The 17640-nt window shown below is 61.7% G+C and carries 11 protein-coding genes and 1 pseudogene; 2 read left to right on the top strand and 10 right to left on the bottom strand.

Annotated elements, in window-relative coordinates; genetic code table 11:
* Positions 1 to 273: 273 nt before the first annotated feature.
* The 8 genes from ABIE00_RS13425 to ABIE00_RS13390 form a co-directional block, all read right to left on the bottom strand.
* Entirely contained in the window at positions 274 to 1053 is a 780-nt protein-coding gene (locus ABIE00_RS13425; RefSeq protein ID WP_354260994.1) for an isocitrate lyase/PEP mutase family protein, read from the bottom strand.
* 104 nt (positions 1054 to 1157) lie between these two features.
* A complete protein-coding gene (locus tag ABIE00_RS13420) occupies positions 1158 to 2657 on the bottom strand; it encodes an aldehyde dehydrogenase family protein (RefSeq protein ID WP_354260992.1) in 1500 nt (499 codons plus the stop codon).
* 33 nt (positions 2658 to 2690) lie between these two features.
* Positions 2691 to 3719 (bottom strand): zinc-dependent alcohol dehydrogenase family protein, encoded by a 1029-nt coding sequence (locus tag ABIE00_RS13415; RefSeq protein ID WP_354260990.1) that lies wholly within the window; start codon positions 3717 to 3719, stop codon positions 2691 to 2693.
* A gap of 302 nt (positions 3720 to 4021) precedes the next feature.
* Positions 4022 to 5425 (bottom strand): MFS transporter, encoded by a 1404-nt coding sequence (locus ABIE00_RS13410; protein WP_354260988.1) that lies wholly within the window; start codon positions 5423 to 5425, stop codon positions 4022 to 4024.
* A gap of 535 nt (positions 5426 to 5960) precedes the next feature.
* Entirely contained in the window at positions 5961 to 7286 is a 1326-nt protein-coding gene (locus tag ABIE00_RS13405) for an MFS transporter (protein ID WP_354260986.1), read from the bottom strand.
* Between the two features lie 306 nt (positions 7287 to 7592).
* Entirely contained in the window at positions 7593 to 8975 is a 1383-nt protein-coding gene (locus ABIE00_RS13400) for an MmgE/PrpD family protein (protein ID WP_354260984.1), read from the bottom strand.
* Between the two features lie 177 nt (positions 8976 to 9152).
* Complete coding sequence (locus ABIE00_RS13395; protein WP_354260981.1) at positions 9153 to 9908, bottom strand: SDR family NAD(P)-dependent oxidoreductase; 756 nt, start codon at positions 9906 to 9908, stop codon at positions 9153 to 9155.
* Between the two features lie 457 nt (positions 9909 to 10365).
* A complete protein-coding gene (locus tag ABIE00_RS13390) occupies positions 10366 to 11148 on the bottom strand; it encodes an IclR family transcriptional regulator (protein ID WP_354260979.1) in 783 nt (260 codons plus the stop codon).
* Between the two features lie 244 nt (positions 11149 to 11392).
* Here ABIE00_RS13390 and ABIE00_RS13385 point away from each other — a divergent pair, with 244 nt between their 5' ends.
* Together ABIE00_RS13385 and ABIE00_RS13380 are read left to right on the top strand one after the other, a co-directional pair.
* Positions 11393 to 13549, top strand: a complete 2157-nt coding sequence (locus tag ABIE00_RS13385) for an amylo-alpha-1,6-glucosidase (protein ID WP_354260977.1) — start codon at positions 11393 to 11395, stop codon at positions 13547 to 13549.
* Between the two features lie 77 nt (positions 13550 to 13626).
* Entirely contained in the window at positions 13627 to 14976 is a 1350-nt protein-coding gene (locus tag ABIE00_RS13380; protein ID WP_354260975.1) for an MFS transporter, read from the top strand.
* 894 nt (positions 14977 to 15870) lie between these two features.
* Here ABIE00_RS13380 and ABIE00_RS13375 read toward each other — a convergent pair.
* A pseudogene (locus ABIE00_RS13375) lies at positions 15871 to 16915 on the bottom strand (zinc-binding dehydrogenase).
* Positions 16916 to 17240: 325 nt separating this feature from the next.
* Positions 17241 to 17486, bottom strand: a complete 246-nt coding sequence (locus ABIE00_RS13370) for a hypothetical protein (protein WP_354260973.1) — start codon at positions 17484 to 17486, stop codon at positions 17241 to 17243.
* Positions 17487 to 17640 lie beyond the last annotated feature (154 nt).

The raw sequence follows: 17640 nt of genomic DNA, 5'->3' as shown, positions 1-17640 counted from the left end.
GTTCAGCCTCCGCTGAGCACAGAAGCTACGCGCCGGAATCGTTACGCGCGAGGGCCGGTTCGGTGTGACGGGTTGATGGGCCAGATCGTGGCGAATTTTCGTGCCGGTTTCCCCCGGTGGAACCGGCTGCCCGGCGTTGCGTCCGTGAGTGAAGACGGGGGACGCCGGGCAGTCTGCGCCATGTTTTCTGGATGGGGCTAGACCGCCGTGACGTGCAGCAGCACAGTATGTTCAGGGTTCAGGACGGGCATGGTGACACCTGCATGCCCGGACTCAGTTCAGGGGCGGAGTATCTAGTGGAACCAAACCGGTCCCGTACAGCTCGGCAGCGAGATCGCGAAGCGCACGAAGTGCGACGCGCTGCGGGAAGGGTCCATATGAAATACGTGCTACCCCGAGTTCTTCCAATTCGGCCGCGGGAAGCGCTCCAGGTGCGCCGATTACTGACAGCTTTCCTCTCCCGAGTCCGTCGACGAGAGGCTCGATGACCTGGCGGGTGAGTGCTCGGGGGACGAACACCAAGGCGGCACCGGCGTCGAGGTAGGCACGACCCCGAAGGATCGCGTCATCGATGCTGACCCTGATGGGGCGGTCCCCGCCCCGCACGAACGCGTCTGTCCGTGCGTTGAGCTGAAACGTGATGCCCTCGTCGTGGGCGGCTTTGATAATGGCGTGCACGCGGGCAACAGCTTCGTCGAAGGGTCGAAGCCGGTCTTCAACGTTGGCGCCTACAACGCCTAGTCCGATCGCCCGGCGGACCGTCTCAGCCGGGTTGTCGTAACCATCATCAAGATCAGCCGTGACCGGAAGATCAACTGCGTCCACGACTGTTTTGATCCCTGCCAACGCTATCTCCAGAGGCATCCTGCCGTCGGCGAAACCGTATGTGGCGGCGATCGAGTGGCCGGCGGTAGCGATCACTTTCGTCTCCGGTAGTGCCGCGACGGTTGCGGCGCTTATAGCATCCCAGACGTTTACAACCCGCAGGATCTCCGGTGCCTCGTACAAAGCTTTCAACTGCTGCGCACGGTCCGACGTGCTTGGTCCGGTCATTCTCCCTCTCCGTTCTCTATCGCTGATTTTGCAGGGGCTGAGGAGTACGCCGTTAACTTCCGCGGCCTGGGTCTGGTCTGGAGCATGTCATGCAAGGCGGCCGGTCACAGCTGCATGTAGACGCTCTTCGTGTAGAGGTAGGTGTCCATGTGCGCAGTGGTGCCTTTGTAGCCGTAGCCGCTCAGTTTGGTTCCGCTAAAGCCGACCAGCGGGTCGATGTAGCCGTAGCAGTTGACCCACATGGTGCCGGTGTGTACGCCGTGTACTGCGCGGAGGGCGGTGGACAGGTTTTGTGACCAGACAGCTCCGCCTAGACCGTACTCGCTGTCGTTGGCGATGGCGATGGCTTCGTCGATGTCATCGAACGGAAGGATGGAAAGAACCGGTCCGAAGATCTCTTCACGGGCGATGCGCATGTCGTTGTTCACGCCGCCAAAGACGCTCGGCTGCACGAAGTATCCGTTTCCGAGTTCACCGCCGAGGCGCTGGCCACCGTAGAGCAACTCGGCGCCCTCGTTGCGGCCGATATCGATGTAGTTCAGGACACTGTCCAACTGCGGCTGGGAGATCACCGGGCCCAAAGTGGCGGCGTCGTCCAGGCTGTGCCCGACCTTCAGGGTGTCCATAAATGCCAGCAACCGTTCGGTGAACTGCTCGACGATGGGCCGCTGAACGAGCACTCGTGTGCCGGCGAAGCAGATCTGGCCTGAATTCGAGAAGACACCCATGGCTGCTCCCGGCACGGCTTTGTCCAGGTCCGCATCCGCGCACACGATGTCTGCCGATTTGCCGCCCAGTTCGAGCTGCAGCTTTTTGATGTTCACGGTGGAGGCCTCGATGATCCGCCGCCCGGTCTCAGTCGAACCGGTGAACGCGACGCGGTCGACATCGGGGTGCGCCGCGAGAGCATTTCCGGCTGAGCTGCCGGAGCCCGTGACGACATTGATGACGCCGGCCGGGACCCCGGCTTCGTGCAGGATCTCGGCAACGCGCAGCACCGACAGGGAAGCTTCGGACGCCGGCTTGAGCACGGCGGTGCATCCGCTGGCCAGGACAGCACCGATAATCCAGAACTGTCCATTGAGTGGTCCATTCCAGGGGATGATGCCGCCAATGACCCCGACCGGTGCCTTCAGCGTCATCGTGGCCACGTTGCCGGGGATCCCGTTCATCAGCGTCTCACCGGAAATGCTCATCGCCTGGGAGGCGAAGAACGACAGCATCTTCATCAAGGAGGCCTTGGAATTGCGCAACCTCGAGACCGGTGCGCCCATGTCCAGGGCCTCGATCTGAATCAGTTCCTCGAACCTCTGGTCAAGGACCTGCGCGACACGGGTCAGGAGCGCCTGTCGCTCGTAAGGGCTCCAGGAGCTCCAGGGGCCGTTGAACGCCTTGCGTGCCGCGAGAACCGCCCGGTCCACATCGGAGGGTCCGCCGGCAGCGAACCGTGCCAGGACCTCGCCCGTGGACGGACTGGTGGTGGTCAGTGTCTGTCCGGACTCGGCCGGAACCATCTGGCCGTCGATAAAGAGGTGGTGCACGTCCCGGGACAGGAAGCTCTGTGCCTGTTCGGACGGGGTGAAGCTGTGTTGGGTGGTGGTCATGACATTCCTTCCAGGGTGACCTTTGACATTCCGTCAATCGAAGATGAAGACGCCTTTTCCGATCTTGCGCTGATCGAACAGCTCATAGGCCTTCTCGGCCTCAGCAAGACGGAACTCATCGGTGAACAGGGACTCCACGTCCAGGCCCCGTTCGGCGACGAACTGGGCGCAGTCTTCCTGCTGGTTCTTGCTGAACGTGAGCGACCCGAGGACGGTCTTGTGCAGATGGATGAGTTCTTCGCTGTCCAGGTCAATCTTGCCGAAGACTCCGACCATGCATGCGGTCCCCCACGGCCGGGCTGCCTGAATCGCTTGGCGGCGCACGGCGGGGATGGCGCTGCACTCGACGGTTTTATCCGCCCCTTCACCGCGCCGGGTCAGCTCGCGGATGGCTTCAACAGGGTCCTGTTCCCGGGAGTCGACGACGTGGTCGGCGCCGAACTGCTTGGCCATGTCCAGACGTGAAGGCTCCACGTCCACTGCAATGACCCTGGCTCCGAAGGCTTTGGCCAGCAGGGTGACGCTCAGTCCGACAGGCCCTTGACCGAAGACTGCGACGGTCTCGTCGGCGGACAGGTCGACCCTTTTGATCGCGGCGAAGGCCGTTCCGGTGCCGCATGAGATGGCTGCACCGGTCTTAAAGGAGAGTGAGTCCGGCAGTTTGATCAGGGTGTGTGCGGGGACCTTCATGAAATCGGCGTGCCCGCCGTCTCCGTTCAGTCCGCCGTAGACGATGCGTGCGTTGGGGCAGTACTGGGTCCAGCCGGAACGGCAGTATTGGCAGGTGCGGCATCCGTCGTAGTGGTGGACCATGACCCGGTCGCCTACCTTGGCCTCGCTCGGCCTGACGGCGTCGCCGACAATCTCCACGACCCCGCATGGTTCGTGCCCCTCGATGACCAACTCTGAGCCGGTACGGATAGGGCCGTGGAGGTGGTGGAGGTCGCTTCCGCACATGCCGGAGGCCTTGATGCGGATTACCACTTCATCCGGCCCGGGTACGGGGTCCGGATAGTCGCGGATCTCGAGCCTGCCCTCGCCTTGAAAAACAACGGCTTTCATAACTACTGCTCCTTGATGGTCAGGAGATGGATGGCATCGGTGACGCCTCGGGTACATTCTGCATCGGAGTTGTTGCGCCAAGGCCTCCCTGACCTGGAGGGGGTTGGCGTCACATTCAGTGGATTGGGGCGCAGTCCCCGGTGGTGCTGCGTTGGTGGACATTGGCGGCCAATGGATCTGACGTCCTCGGACCGATAAGTCAGGTCCGAGGACGTCAGGCTTAGTTGGTAGATATTCAGGCCTGGTGGCCGGCTGTCGCGGAAGTCAGCGGAGCCGCAAGCGTATCCGCCGCCGTCGTTGGGTCATGCGTGGGCCTTGGGCTCTTCGGCATCTGCGTCGGCGGTGTCGCCGGGAGGAGCGATGTGTGCCAGCGCCTCCGAGGAGGTGTCCACCCGGGCGGCCGCGAAGATCACCGTGGCGGCGATGTAGAAGCCTGAAACAGTCAGGATGACTCCAACAATTCCAAAGCTGGTGAACAGCCCCAGGACGATGAAGGGGGAGGCGATTAGGCAGACGCGGCCTACGGTCTGTGCAAGGCCACCGCCGCGGAAGCGGAAGGCGGTCGGGAAGAACTCCGGCACGGTGCCCAGGCACATGGTCAGGAACGACGCGGCCATGGCGACCAGGATGAAGCCGACCGTGATGATCAGTGCAGGTTGCGTCATGAAGGGGTAGATGCCAGCGAAGATCGCTGCAAGCGTTCCGGAGATCACGATGCTGCGGCGGCGTCCGAGGCGGTCTGCCAGCAGCATGCACAGCAGGGGGCCTGCGACGTAGCCGGACATGATGGCTGCGTTGAATCCCAGGGAGGATGTCACGGTCATCCCCTGCTTGACGAAGAAGGTGGGCATCCAGCCGGTCACGGAGTAGGAGCCGAACAGGCAGATGACGGTCAGGACCAGGGCCAGCAGGGTCCGCCGGATCACAGCCCGTGAGAAGAGCACCGTGATGGGGACGTAGTCAGTTTTCTGGTCCGCGCCGCCGGCCGCGTGGTTCACGACAGGTGCCGCAGGGATGGTCGGGCTGGAAACGCCGGACTCCTTCTCAATCTTCTGCAGGGCTGCTTCGGCCTCCTCGTAGCGGCCGCGGGACTCCAGCCAACGGGGAGACTCCGGCATATTACGGCGCAGCCACCACGCGATCAGGGCGCCGATGCCGCCGATGATGAACATTGCCCGCCACGAAAACGCGGGAATGACCAGGAAGCCGACGAGCGAGGACAGCGAGACGCCGAATCCGCCAAAAACCCCGAGCAGGCCCAGGTACCTGCCGCGGTGGGAACGCGGGAAGAACTCGGTGATCATCCCGTAGCAGATCACGTATTCAGCGCCCATGCCGATGGCCATCACGAGCCGCAGGCCGATGAGCACTTCAATGTTGGGTGCAAAGGCCGCAGCCAGTGCCAGGATTCCGAACAGGCCAAGGCTGAACTGGAACGCGAAGCCTCGTCCGATCCGGTCGCTGAGCCAGCCGGAAAATGCCGCTCCAGTTGCCAGGCCGGCGAATGTGGCTGACAGGAACAGCGAATTCAAAGCAAGCGTGGAGAACCCGCTGGGCAGCATGGAGGCCAGCACCGCTGAGGAGAGTGTGTTATCGAACGAGTCGAAGAACAACCCGAGGCCAACCAGCCACGCCATGCGCCGGTGGAATTTGCTGATCGGGAGGCTGTCGAGCCGGTGGGTCGCATTGACGTGCCTGGTGGTCATCGGACAGCATCTTTCGGACGTGCAGCCGGGGACTGTGGCTGGCAGGAAGCTGTGGCGGAGCGCGGGGCGGTGAGGGGGAGCAGAGCACGCTCCGGGAGAGCTCTTGCGGTGTGATCAGCTGGGCTGAGAGTACAGGCTTCGCATGAATTCGATCGACACTGTTCAGGCATGCGTCTTACTACCTTTGGCTTGGTGTTCGGTGCGCGACGGCGCGAACACGACGGTGTGTAGTGAACTGGTCCTCTCGGCCCTGCCGGACACTCTCAAGGACGATAGATTGCCGCTCCGCCGCGACAGTAAGGCCGGAATCCAACCCCTGCAGCGACGGTGACGGTGCACACAGTTCTTATGAACATGTTCGACGATATCCTGCATTATGAGACTTAGTCAATATCTCGTGATGGTTCCCCTCTGCCCGCCGGCAAACCCGATGTCCGGTACGCGGGCTGGATTTGCGCACGTCGGCGGTAACGCGCCCTTAAACGACGACGTTGGCCCCGCATGCAGGAGATGCGGGACCAACGCCAGAGGAAAGCTACGGCCGCTTGGCTGTTGACCTGTCAATGCCGACGCCGGGGCTTGTCCGGTGTGGAGGCTGGGGAAGCTCTTCCGGCGACTGAAGCCCGGCCCCGGTGCGGTCGGGGACTTTGACGAAGAGCAGCAGGACAAATGCCAGAGCCAGTGCGACCATCGGGACAGTCATTCCAACGATGGTGTCACCGGGAGTGGCGAGCTTGCCGATGAGGAAGGGGCCGAAGAACCCGCCCGCGGAAGCCAGGGCGTTGATGACGGCGATTCCGACGACGGCCTGCCGTTTGGTCAGTACCTCACTGATCAAAGCCCAGTATGTCGGGATGTTTCCGATCACGCCGCAGGCGAGCAGGATGAGACCGATCATGCCCAGCAGCGGGGAGCCGCGGAAGACGGCGGTCATGATCAGGCCGATGATCGCGGTAGCGAAGCAGGCGAGGACGATGAACTTCCGTCGTCCGCTGATGTCTGCGTACCGGACGAGCAGCAGCATCACGATGGCACCGCAAACATAGGGGATGGCGCCGAAGATGCCGATGTTGGTGGGGGAGTAGGACGGGTTCAGCTGGGAGACTACCTGGGGGAGGAAGAAGGTCATGCCGTACGTTGCAACTCCCGCGAGGGCGTTAATCAGCCCCAGATAGAGGATCTTGGGATTCCGCAAGGCACGAAGTTCGCTCGCGTTGTCGTGCTTTTCCTCGGGCATGGCGGCGTACTCTTCGGCGATGGCACCTTCCAGCCATTCTTTTTCGTCAGCCTTGAGCCACTTCGCCTTCCTCGGCCGGTCGGCCAGGGTGAGGAGGAGCCAGATGCCGAGGAGGACCGGCGGCAGGCCCTGAAGGATGAAGATCCAGCGCCAGGAGCTGAGTCCGAACCAGTTCGCATGGTCGAGGATAAAGCCGCCGCTGAGGCTTCCGATGATGAGGGCGACGGGCATGGCCAGTGCCATAGCGCCGATGGCGCGGCCGCGGTCATGGTTGAGGAACCAGTATGTGAGGAACAGGATGAGTCCGGGGAAGAGCCCGGCTTCGGCGACACCCAGCAGGATGCGGGCGATGTACAACTGCGTTACGTTGTACACGAAGCCGGTACCAATGGTGACCAGGCCCCACGTAATGGCAATGCGTGCCAGCCAGAGGCGGGCACCGACCTTGGCGAGGATCATGTTGCTGGGCACCTCAAGCACCACGTAAGCGATGAAGAAGATGGCTGCAATGGCGCCGTACGTGGCGACGTCGACGCCCAGCTCCTTGCCCATCGTCAATTGGGCATAACTGATGGAGGAGCGATCCATATAGTTGAATGCATAGAGCAGGAAAGCGACAGGCAAGATTGTCCGTCTAACCTTCCTGATGACCGCTTTTCGGTCAACGGCCGTTTTGGCCGGTACAGAATTTGTAGCCACGCTGCTACCTCCTTGTAGGGTGCGCCCCGGAGGGCTGAGTCAGTAAGACTGGCGACGTCCATTGACGTCCTTGATGGGTTCATGGCCAAGATTAGGGATCGCCCTGGCGGCCATTGGGGTGGTTCGTTGATCCGTCGGAAGAGCGGACCTGGCATCGCTATGATCGCCTGCGACCTCTGGGTCGCGATCGCAAATGGCTTTCCATAAGCCTCGCTGCTGCTCGGCCGATCTTCAGGAGAGCAGTTCTAAGACCGGGGTGATCTCCCCGCAGGTCTCCAGGACGGTAAGAAGGTTTTGTGCTTTGTTTATACTCTCAAGGGGCGCTGGTTGAATCGAGGCCTGTGCGCAATCGCTGAACTTTTGTAGGAGTTCTTCCCAGGTCATGTGGCGCTCCGGCGTGCCGGGCACCTCGGTTCCTAGCCGTTCGATGCGGCGGCCGTCGCGCATGATCACCTCGACCTTGCCTGCCGGTAATTTCAGGTCCCAGTTGAAGTCCGCGTCGAACACAGGCTCGACCTTATCGGCCAGTGCCAGGACCTGCTGGTCCTTGAGGGCGTCGGTGGAGAAGTCTGAGATGTTCATGCTGCCTTTGACGAGCGCCAGGGCGACGGTGAATGGCAGCGAGAACTTGGCGTCCATCATCGTTTGGGGCGCTTTACGTTCCTTCAGCGGTTGGCTCATGCGCTCAGCGAAATCTCCGACGTAGACGCGCACGCACTCAATGTCTTCGATCTTGAGTGGATTTTCACGTATCAGTTCGATGGCAGCGTGGATGTAAGTATGAGCGTTACCTACCGCTGGCCAGTACTTATAGGTCATCCCGGCCGAGAGATATTCTGACCCGAGGTTCTCGAGCATCTTCTCGCGGTTGTACTCCCCGTTGAAGTAGACCTTGAACACACCGGCTTCGCCCTCGAACAGGTTCTCCATCCCGAGCATGCCCTTCTGGGCCAGCAGAACGGCGTTCACACAGCTTTGGGCGATGAATCCGGCGTAAAGTCCGCGCAGATCCGTGCCGATGCCAAAGATCTGTTGCATTGTGCCGCCCGCATTCAGGCTGGCGATGCCCATAGCGTGTGCGATCTGCTCCGCGTTCAGGCCCAGGAGGGATCCGCAGGCGGCGGCGCCAGAATACACGCCAACCACCGATGACAAGTTCCAGTCCATGTGCCAACCCACGTTGCAGCGCAGGCGGATGAACATTTCCTGGCCGATTGCCACGGCTGTGATCAGTTCCTTGCCGGTTATGTCGCCTTTGCGTTCAGCCAAGGCCAGGAGGGCGGGTACGAGGGAGCTGTCCGGGTGAGCGCCCCAAGGCGTCTGGCTGTCGTAATCGAGGCCATGAGCCAGCGTACCGTTGGCGAAGGCCGCCGCCGCGGCCGGTACCCGGCCGCCAAAACCGAGGATCCGCGCTTCTTCCTTGCCGCCAGCATCCGTGACGAGATCGATGATGGGCCTAACGGCCGGCTCCATGCCGCTCGCCCCGAGCATGACGCCGATGGTGTCCAGAAGACTCTTTTTGGCGGCCTCGACCGCTTGCGGAGGAAGGTCGGAAAACCGCGTATTCGCCGCAAATTTTGCAAGGTCGTGGGACAGATCGAGGTTGTTTGCCATAACGTGTCTTTCTTAGTTTCTCAGAAGATTTCATGCCCCATCGCTGCTGATCGGAGTAAGCAGCGAAACGGTCTTGTAGGTCGGATGCGGGGCGACGGGTCGGATTGGATGAAGTGGCTCGGGCCCGTGATCGCAAGGTTGTCGAGTAAAGTTCGGCGGTGAAGTTTGTGACGAAGTTCAGAGGCAGGCCGTCTGGCCGCCGTCTACAGAAACGACCGAACCAGTCATGAAGCTCGCATCGTCGGTCAGGAGAAAGACGATAACGGCGGCGATTTCTTCCGGATCGCCAATCCGCCCGATCGGATGCTTCGCGTTTATACGGGCGACAGCGGCAGGATCCTCCATCATGTACTCGATCAAGGGTGTCCTGGTCATGCCTGGAGCAACCGCGTTGACCCTGATGCCGAGGGGACCGAGCTCGGGCGACATTGATTTCGTGATGCCGGAAATCCCAAACTTTGAGGCAACGTAAGACAGCCTGTTGGGCACGCCAAGCAGGCCAGCGCCCGAAGAGATGTTGACGATTGCACGGGGCCCGGTATCGTCTTTCACCGCACACACGAATGCCTGGCACATGTTGATTGTTCCGTCCAGGTTTACCGCCATGATCTGACGGTGCTTTTCCGGATCGGAATCGAGAATGCTTCCCTCACCAGTGATTCCGGCGCAGTTAATCAGGCCGCTAAGGCCACCGAGCTTCTTGCGCATGTCGGCCAGCAGCGCCATGGCCGAATCATGGTCGCAGACGTCCAGCACAGCACCGTGGACGCGGCTCGAATCGGCGGCGCCTGCCAGGGCAGAGTCCACGCCGGCTTGTGTGACATCTACGGCGACCACGGTGGCGCCCTCGTCCAGCAACCTCTTGACACTGGCCGCGCCAATGCCGCTGCCGGCGCCCGTCACAACGACGGTGCGCCCTTCGAATCGCTTCATCGAGACTCCTCCTGTTTCTGCGGACGCTTCTGCTTTTCGGCCTTGACGGCAACCGCAGAACGTGCGCGATATTTTGTATGTAAAACAGAGTTCCATATATGAGAGCGCCGGTCAATAGCGCGCTTCCTCATTGGTAGAAGTCGTGGCCGGCACCGGGAGGTGGGTGGGCAGATCGTGGGGCGCGCGAGCGCGGCCTCTTGGAGGGGTGGCAATGGAGCTGTTCCTGCCTGGGGGCCGGCTATCGCGCCGATGAAAGCCGGGCTGATGGTGTCAGGGAGCTCGTTGGGACGGGCTTCAAGTGCAGAACGCAGGATGGCGAAAGTTGCCGATCGGTGACCTCGGGCGCCGGGAGGCCGGTATCGCTTTTCGTCCCCTGGCTAGGCTGGCAGGTGCCGCAGAATAGCTTGGGGCAGCGAGCTTTGCCCCGTGAGCAGAAGAGCTCGGCGGTGGTTCGGGGCTATTTGCCGTTGGTGACGCCCGCGCCCATGCGGCGGGACAATTCTTTGCAGGTTTGGACGAGCAGCTCTCGAGCCTCGTCCACGGGCATGTTGTCAGTGCCCGTCAGGCGGTGGATGTAGGGCGTGGTGACTGCAGCGACGGCCTTGCCTGTGAAGTCGAAGACGGGGGCCGAGATGTTGGTGACCCCTTCAATGGTGAGTGACTTTCCTTGGCAGTAGCCCGCTTTGCGCACCTCGGGCAGGTCGGCGAGGAACCGGGCGCGCCTGGAACTGGTCTCATTCCCGGCAAGCGACAGCAGGTTGGAGAGCTCGTCTTCTCCCATGAAAGCAGCCAGAACCCTGCCCGAAGCAGAGTCGTCGATGGGGATCTGTGAGCCGAGGCGAACCGTATTGACGTTGGTGTCCGGGCAGTCAACCTGTGCGATGACGAGCAGCTTTCCGGAATTAAGGATGCACAGGTGAATGCTTTGGCTGATACGGTTCGCAAGCTTTTGCATCTCATCACCGGCAATGGCGGTCAGGCGCCTAATGATCGGATGGCGATGGGCGACTTCAAACAACCGAGTGGTCAGGTGATAGCGTTCGGCCTCATCAAGGTCCACGTAGCCTCGGTCGCGCAGCACCATAAGTACGCGGAAGATCTCCGAAGTGGTTCGACCAAGCTTCTTGCCGATGTCAGATTGGCTCAGGCCGTCATCGGCCGAAGAGAGAAGCTCAAGGATGTCCAGTCCCTTTGACAGGGCGGGCGCCCGGTACTTGCTGTCACTTGTCTCGGTGTCCATATGGAGCCCCGCTTCTCTCAACACCATGAGTGCACGGCGCAAACACAGCTGATTTTATATATGAAACTTATCGTCTTTTCCGTGCTTTGGTCAAACAATCTTCCCCGTGAACGGCTCTGGCCTCATCACGTCCCCAGGCGTAGCGTCAAGTCCGCAGGCAATGGCCGTGGACAACAGGAAGCGCACCAGCGCCCTGCGTGCCGGTTATACAGCGCTGTCGAAACAATCCATCAAAGGAGCCGCGATGTCTGGATGGAATGCTGATACTGCTGCCGGGCCGCTTGAACCCGGGTCCGTCACCTTGGTTGAGGGTTCGTCCTTCTGCATCTCGTCCCGAAACGGCGACATCCATCCCGGACTTCCGCATGGGGTCTTCCATGAAGATACGCGCATCGTGTCGGGCTTGAATCTGACAGTGAATGGCGAACCCGTGGAGCCGTTGACCGCGAAGTTGAAGGAACCGTACCGCGCCCTGTTTGCCGGACGGGTGCGCAGCTCAGACGGACACCCTGATACCCCGCTCATCGTGGAACGTCTTCGCGAGGTGGGAGTGGGAATTCTGGAGCGAATCACTGTCCGGAACTACTCCTCCGTTCCCGCCCAGTGCGTTGTTTCCGTGCTGGTGGAGGCGGACTTCGCCGATCTTTTCGAGGTGAAGGAGGCCAGATTCCGGCGGCAATGGAATCAGTCCCGCGAGGCTGACAGCAGCGGCCTGACTATCCGGGCCATGTGGCACGACATCCGGAAGGCCGTCGTCGTTTCGGGGTCTGGTGCTGAGGCATCCCCCGAAGGGCTCACATACGATGCCGTTGTTCCGCCGCACGGGGTATGGAGCGCCAGTCTGAGCGTTGTACCCATCGGAGAAGAGGCGCGCTCGGGTGGGCAGTTCGTTCGTCCCGACGAGGACCAGGTGACTCCCCGCGACCTGCGCCGGCAGGAGTGGGTGGCCAGAATTCCGGTATTGCAAATGGGGAACCACTCTATCGAACGGACACTCCGCCGCAGCTATGACGACCTGGGATCGCTCCGCATTGAGGATCCTGCCCACCCGGAACGCATCGTGGTGGCTGCGGGGGCGCCTTGGTTCATGACACTGTTCGGCAGGGATTCGCTGTGGGCGTCCCTTATGGCGCTCCCTGTGGATCCGTCGCTTGCTTTCGGCACGCTGCAAACGCTGGCCGACCACCAAGGCAGTGCTGTCGATGCCATGAGTGAGGAGGAGCCTGGCAAGATCCTGCATGAGGTCCGGTTCGGCGTCTCCAGTGGACTGGCGCTGGGTGGTAAATCCGCCTACTACGGCAGCGTGGATGCCACCCCATTGTTCGTGGCCCTTTTCGGGGAAGTCAGTCGGTGGGGGTTTGCCCCCGAATCCATCTCCGCACTGCTGCCCCACGTGGACCGGGCGTTGAGTTGGATCCGTAACTATGGCGACAGGGACGGCGACGGTTTCGTTGAATATGCCCGTCTCAACGACCGCGGGCTAATAAACCAGGGCTGGAAGGATTCCTGGGACGGTATTAACTTCGCGGACGGAAGGATGGCAGAGCCGCCGATCGCACTGTGCGAGGTGCAGGCATATGTCTATGGTGCCTATTTGGCCAGGTCCTGGCTGGCGTACGATGCAGGTGACTTCGCGTTGGCCGCCGAGTACAGAAACCTCGCTGAGAAGTTGAAGGCCCAATTCAACGAGGCGTTCTGGTTGCCGGAACGCGGGTATTACGCCATTGCGCTGGACGGAAGGAAGCGACCGGTTGATGCGTGCGCTTCGAATATGGGGCACTGCCTGCTGTTCGGCATCGTCGATGACGATAAGGCGCCCCTGGTGGCCGAGCGGCTCATGTCGAAGGAGATGTTCAGTGGCTGGGGCGTGAGAACGTTGGCCAGCGACATGGAGGCCTACAACCCCGTCAGCTATCACAACGGGTCAGTGTGGCCCCACGACAACGCAATCATTGCCGCCGGACTCCTGCGCCACGGATTCAAAGAGCACGTGCAGCGGATTTCCACGGCGCTCCTGGAGGCAGCTGAGTACTCTGATGGCCGGCTGCCGGAGTTGTTCTGCGGCTTTAGCCGGGAGCACTTCGACGAACCCGTCCCCTATCCCACGGCGTGCTCCCCCCAGGCCTGGGCTGCCACGACTCCGATCATGCTGATCAAGACACTGATGGGCTACTACGCCGACGTTGCCCGAGGGGGCCTTTGGATGGATCCAGCGTTCCCCGAGTCCTACGGGGACCTCCATATCACCAATGCGCCCATGGCAAACGGCAGGATCACCATCGACATCTCCGGCTCGCACGCGAAGGTGACAGGGATGCCCCCCGGCATGCAGTTCCACCAGGGGATTCGTCCACGGGCTACGGAGCTGGCGGAACGGGCCAAAGGCCGGGAGGGACCCTAGCCGTGTGTAGGACTCCTCACATTTCATCATGATATCCCGCTATATGGGATATCATTGATTTGTGCCGTCGGTATCAGATGGCGGTGCAGGAGAGAGATTCACACGCTTATTTTGCCTTGAAAGGGCCAACCTTGATGGTCACGCGCGAACACGCTCCCACCCGAACTCCTGGGATCAGCCTAGGCTTAACTCTTCTTTTCGCTTTCGTCGGCGGAGCCGGCGTCGGAAACCTGTACTGGGCGCAGCCGCTGCTGGGCGACATCGCTGCACAGCTCGGTGTCGTGCCCGGTACCGCCGGACTGCTCGTCACACTCACCCAGATCGGTTACGCGCTCGGGGTGTTCTTCGTCGTGCCGCTCGGCGACACCATTAACAGGAAGCGCCTGATCCCGGCGATCATGGTCTGCTGCTCCGTTTCCCTGGCGGGCTGTGTCCTGGCGCCCAACTTCGCCCTTCTGCTGAGCACTCTTGCCTTGGTCGGCTTCACTAACGTGGCCGGACAAATGCTGCTGCCACTCGCCGGGGATCTTGCCAGCGATGAACAACGCGGGCGCGTGCTCGGCACTGTGGCCTCCGGGCTATTGACCGGCATCCTGTTGTCCCGAACCATCAGCGGCATCGTGGCGGACGCCTTCGGATGGCGCATGATTTACGCTCTCGCATCAGGGGCGATCCTTGTCCTCGCCGTCATCATGTGGCGCGCAATTCCTGCCCTCACGCCCAGGAAACGGATACCCTACGGCAGGCTCCTCGCCTCGGTCGTTCAAGTTGCTCTCCGGCATCGGCGGGGAAAGATCATCCCGCTCTTCGGAGCGTCCCTGATGTGCGTTTTCACTGCCTTCTGGACCGGCCTTACCTTGCTGCTGGCGGCACCTCCATTCTCCCTTCCGGCGTCACACATTGGCCTGGTGAGCCTGCTCGGGGTTTTGGGAGTAATCGGCGCCCAGTACACCGGAAAAGTGTATGACCGCGGGTGGGCCGTCCCCGCCATCGGCATCGGCTTGGTCATCACGTTATCCGCAATCGCCATTGCTGGATTCGGCAGTTCATCTATCGTGGCCGTATTTATCGCAATCTCGTTGCTGTCAGTTGGCGCCCAGTCCGTGCTGGTGCTCCTTCAGACGATGATGGTCTCGATAAACCCTGCCGCGCGCAGCCGTCTCAACACTGCCCACATTGTCAGCAACTTCATCGGCGGGGCCATCGGTTCGACTATGGCCGCGACGCTTTGGCACATCGGCCAGTGGCCGGCAATCATGACTTGCTCGGCAGTGGTCATCGTCTTCGCGCTCACCCTCTGGTTCTTCCAAAGAAACCGTGCCCTCGCGGCAAAAGAGAGCCCATCGCCGAAACAAACGAAACGGGAGTCGACGCTGGCAGCGGGAGGAGCCGGGTGCCGTCTAGGCACCGGGGACATCAGTAGCTAATACAGAGGGGCTACGCACAGCCAGGAGGCGATCCGATGCAGTACTGGCCGCCAGCATGACGGCCAGTACTGCATGCTCGAGATGGATGTCACTGCGGGCTCTCTCGTCCCATGCGACCCCGACGCTGCCCACGGCTCCTTTCTGATCGTTAAAGATTGGTGCTCGCCACGGGTACACGACCTTCACTGTCGCCGTCAGCGTCAAAGTCCCCTACGGCCGGACTCTGGAGGAGGACGCGCCAGCCGGAGTGTTAGCTGCCACCTGAAACTTCCCGACTGGGGGACCGAAGGGGATGCGGACAGATCGCCACGAAGCCCGCCCACCCTCGGAGATTCGAGGATGCTGGAAATGTTTCCAGCCGGGCCACAAAGCCCAGGGGGAGTCACCTGGTGCTCCTCAGGAATTTTTCCTCCCTCAATGCCGCACAGAGAGTCGCTGCAGACGTGGTGGCCATGAAGGCCTGAACTCCGGACCGCAACGGCGCATTACACCTACGGGCCCTCTACCGAACCTCAGGCGCAGCCCTTCCCTGGCGACGACCAATTGCTGCCGTACGGCACCGATTGCCCTGGCCGCCAATGGGCGGTGCATGTGGGCATACGGTGCAGAATGATTGGAATCCTATTGGCCGTCAATGGGCAGTTTTGATTGGCCGCCAACACGCGGACTCGTTGCTCCGTCATCGGACGTCGCTCTGAATGGGCGCGGGTCTGTGAACAAAAGCCCGGCGTAACGAGGCCCAGATCACGCACGCCTTAGTCCTGGGCCGTGAACGTGTCTCATCCAAGTACGCAATCGACACATACAGCCTCCGCAACATGTAGAGCGGAAAGGGTGCCGGCGTAAGGCATGTGCCCCCGCCGCTGGCACTAACGTGACGTCCCTGTGGGCCGGCTAGGGCTTGATGAGTACTTTGAGGCTCGTGCGTTCGTCCATGTCCTTGTATCCCTGCACGATGCCGTCCAGGTCGGTAGTGACGTCGAAGACCTTGCCCGGTTCGATGCTGCCGTCGAGGATGTCCGGCAGGAGTTCTTCGATGTGGGCCCGAACCGGTGCAGGTCCGCCGGTGAGGCGAATGTTGTGACGGAAGAGGCTGCCGAACCCGATGGGCCTTTCCTCGTACTGGGGCACGCCGACCCTGCTGATCACACCGCCTGGGCGGACGACGCCGACTGCCTGGTCGTAGGCGGGCATGTGGCCGACGGCCTCCAGGACCACATGGGTGCCGTTACCCCCTGTGAGGTCCCGGACCTGTGCGATGCCGTCCTCCCCGCGGGCGGAGACGACGTCGGCGGCTTCGAACTCGCGGCCCAAATCGGTGCGGGACTTATGCCGCCCCATGAGAATGATCTCCTCGGCGCCGAGCCTCTTGGCGGACAGCACGGCCATCAGGCCGACGGCCCCGTCACCGATCACGGTGACACTGGTGAGCCCGCTGACTCCGCCAGCGACGGCAGCGTGGTACCCGGTCCCCAGGACATCGGCCATGGTCAACAGTGACGGAATGAGCGCGGAGTCCACTGCGACGGGCAGCTTCACGAGGGTCCCGTCAGCGAGCGGGACGCGCACGGCCTCGGCCTGGCCCCCCCTCGTCCGGAATACGGTCCCAGAAGTTGGCCTCGCGGTGTGAACAGGACGTGTGCAGCTTCTCCCGGCAGAAATCGCAGGTGTTGTCGGAGATAGCGAACGGTGCCACCACCAGGTCACCCTTTTTGAGGGTGGTGACTGCGGACCCGATGTCCTCAACGACCCCGATCAGCTCGTGGCCCATCCGGGCAGGACCGTTGACGGCGGACATTGAATGGTAAGGGTGCAGATCACTGCCACAGATGCAGGACGCCGTGATGCGCACCAGAGCATCCGTTGGCTGCTTGATAGCCGAGTCCGGGACGTTTTCGACACGGACGTCACCGGGGCCGTACATGAGAGTTGCACGCATGGGTTCATTCCTTCTTTTTGGTTAATGGTCTAAGGGCAATTACGACGACGGTTGGCGAGGCCGGGTGCGGTTATCGACTTGGTGCAACGGTGGCGCGAATAGGTGCTCGTCCCCCATTTCCCGTGCACCCCGCTTTTCCTGGGCCGCGCTCCGGCCCTCGCTTGCAGGCGCGGTCCCACTTGCAGATCGGGCCAAAAGGCTCAGGCACGCAAACGACGTGACCACGGTATTGTCTAGATTCCGGGTCCGCCCGATCTTCCTTTTTCCTCTCCCACAGTCGTCCGGAAGGCCCCGGGCTGGGAATGGATCTCCCAGAGACGATCGGCTAGCGCGTCCGGGCATAGAGTGGGTCACCGCCACCGATCGCTCCCTGGATGATGAGCTGTCCTACGTGAATGCCGTGTTGGCGCAGGGCCGCGTGGAGCATGGCGCCGTAGGCCGACTCACCGGCGAAGGCGGTCGATGTGCCGGGGACTCGCTCATTCCGGCTTGCGGCGCTGGAACCGTTGACGAAAAGGATGGTGCCGTGGAATGTAACGCGTGTTGTCTCGAACCCAGACGCGTTGCGCATTGTGTGCAGGCTGAGCGGAGGGGCCCTGCAGGGCCGGACGGGCCGGCTCTGCAGGGCCAGGGGCTCACCGCTCGACGGGGGATACCGGGTTTGGAGGCCGGAACATCAAATGAGATGTACTAGTGCCGAGGACAATCGTTTGGCACGCCATGAA

The organism is Arthrobacter sp. OAP107 (assembly GCF_040546765.1).
Taxonomy (GTDB): domain Bacteria; phylum Actinomycetota; class Actinomycetes; order Actinomycetales; family Micrococcaceae; genus Arthrobacter.
Note: the sequence above shows the minus strand (reverse complement) of the source record. Positions and strands in the feature narration are given on the sequence as shown.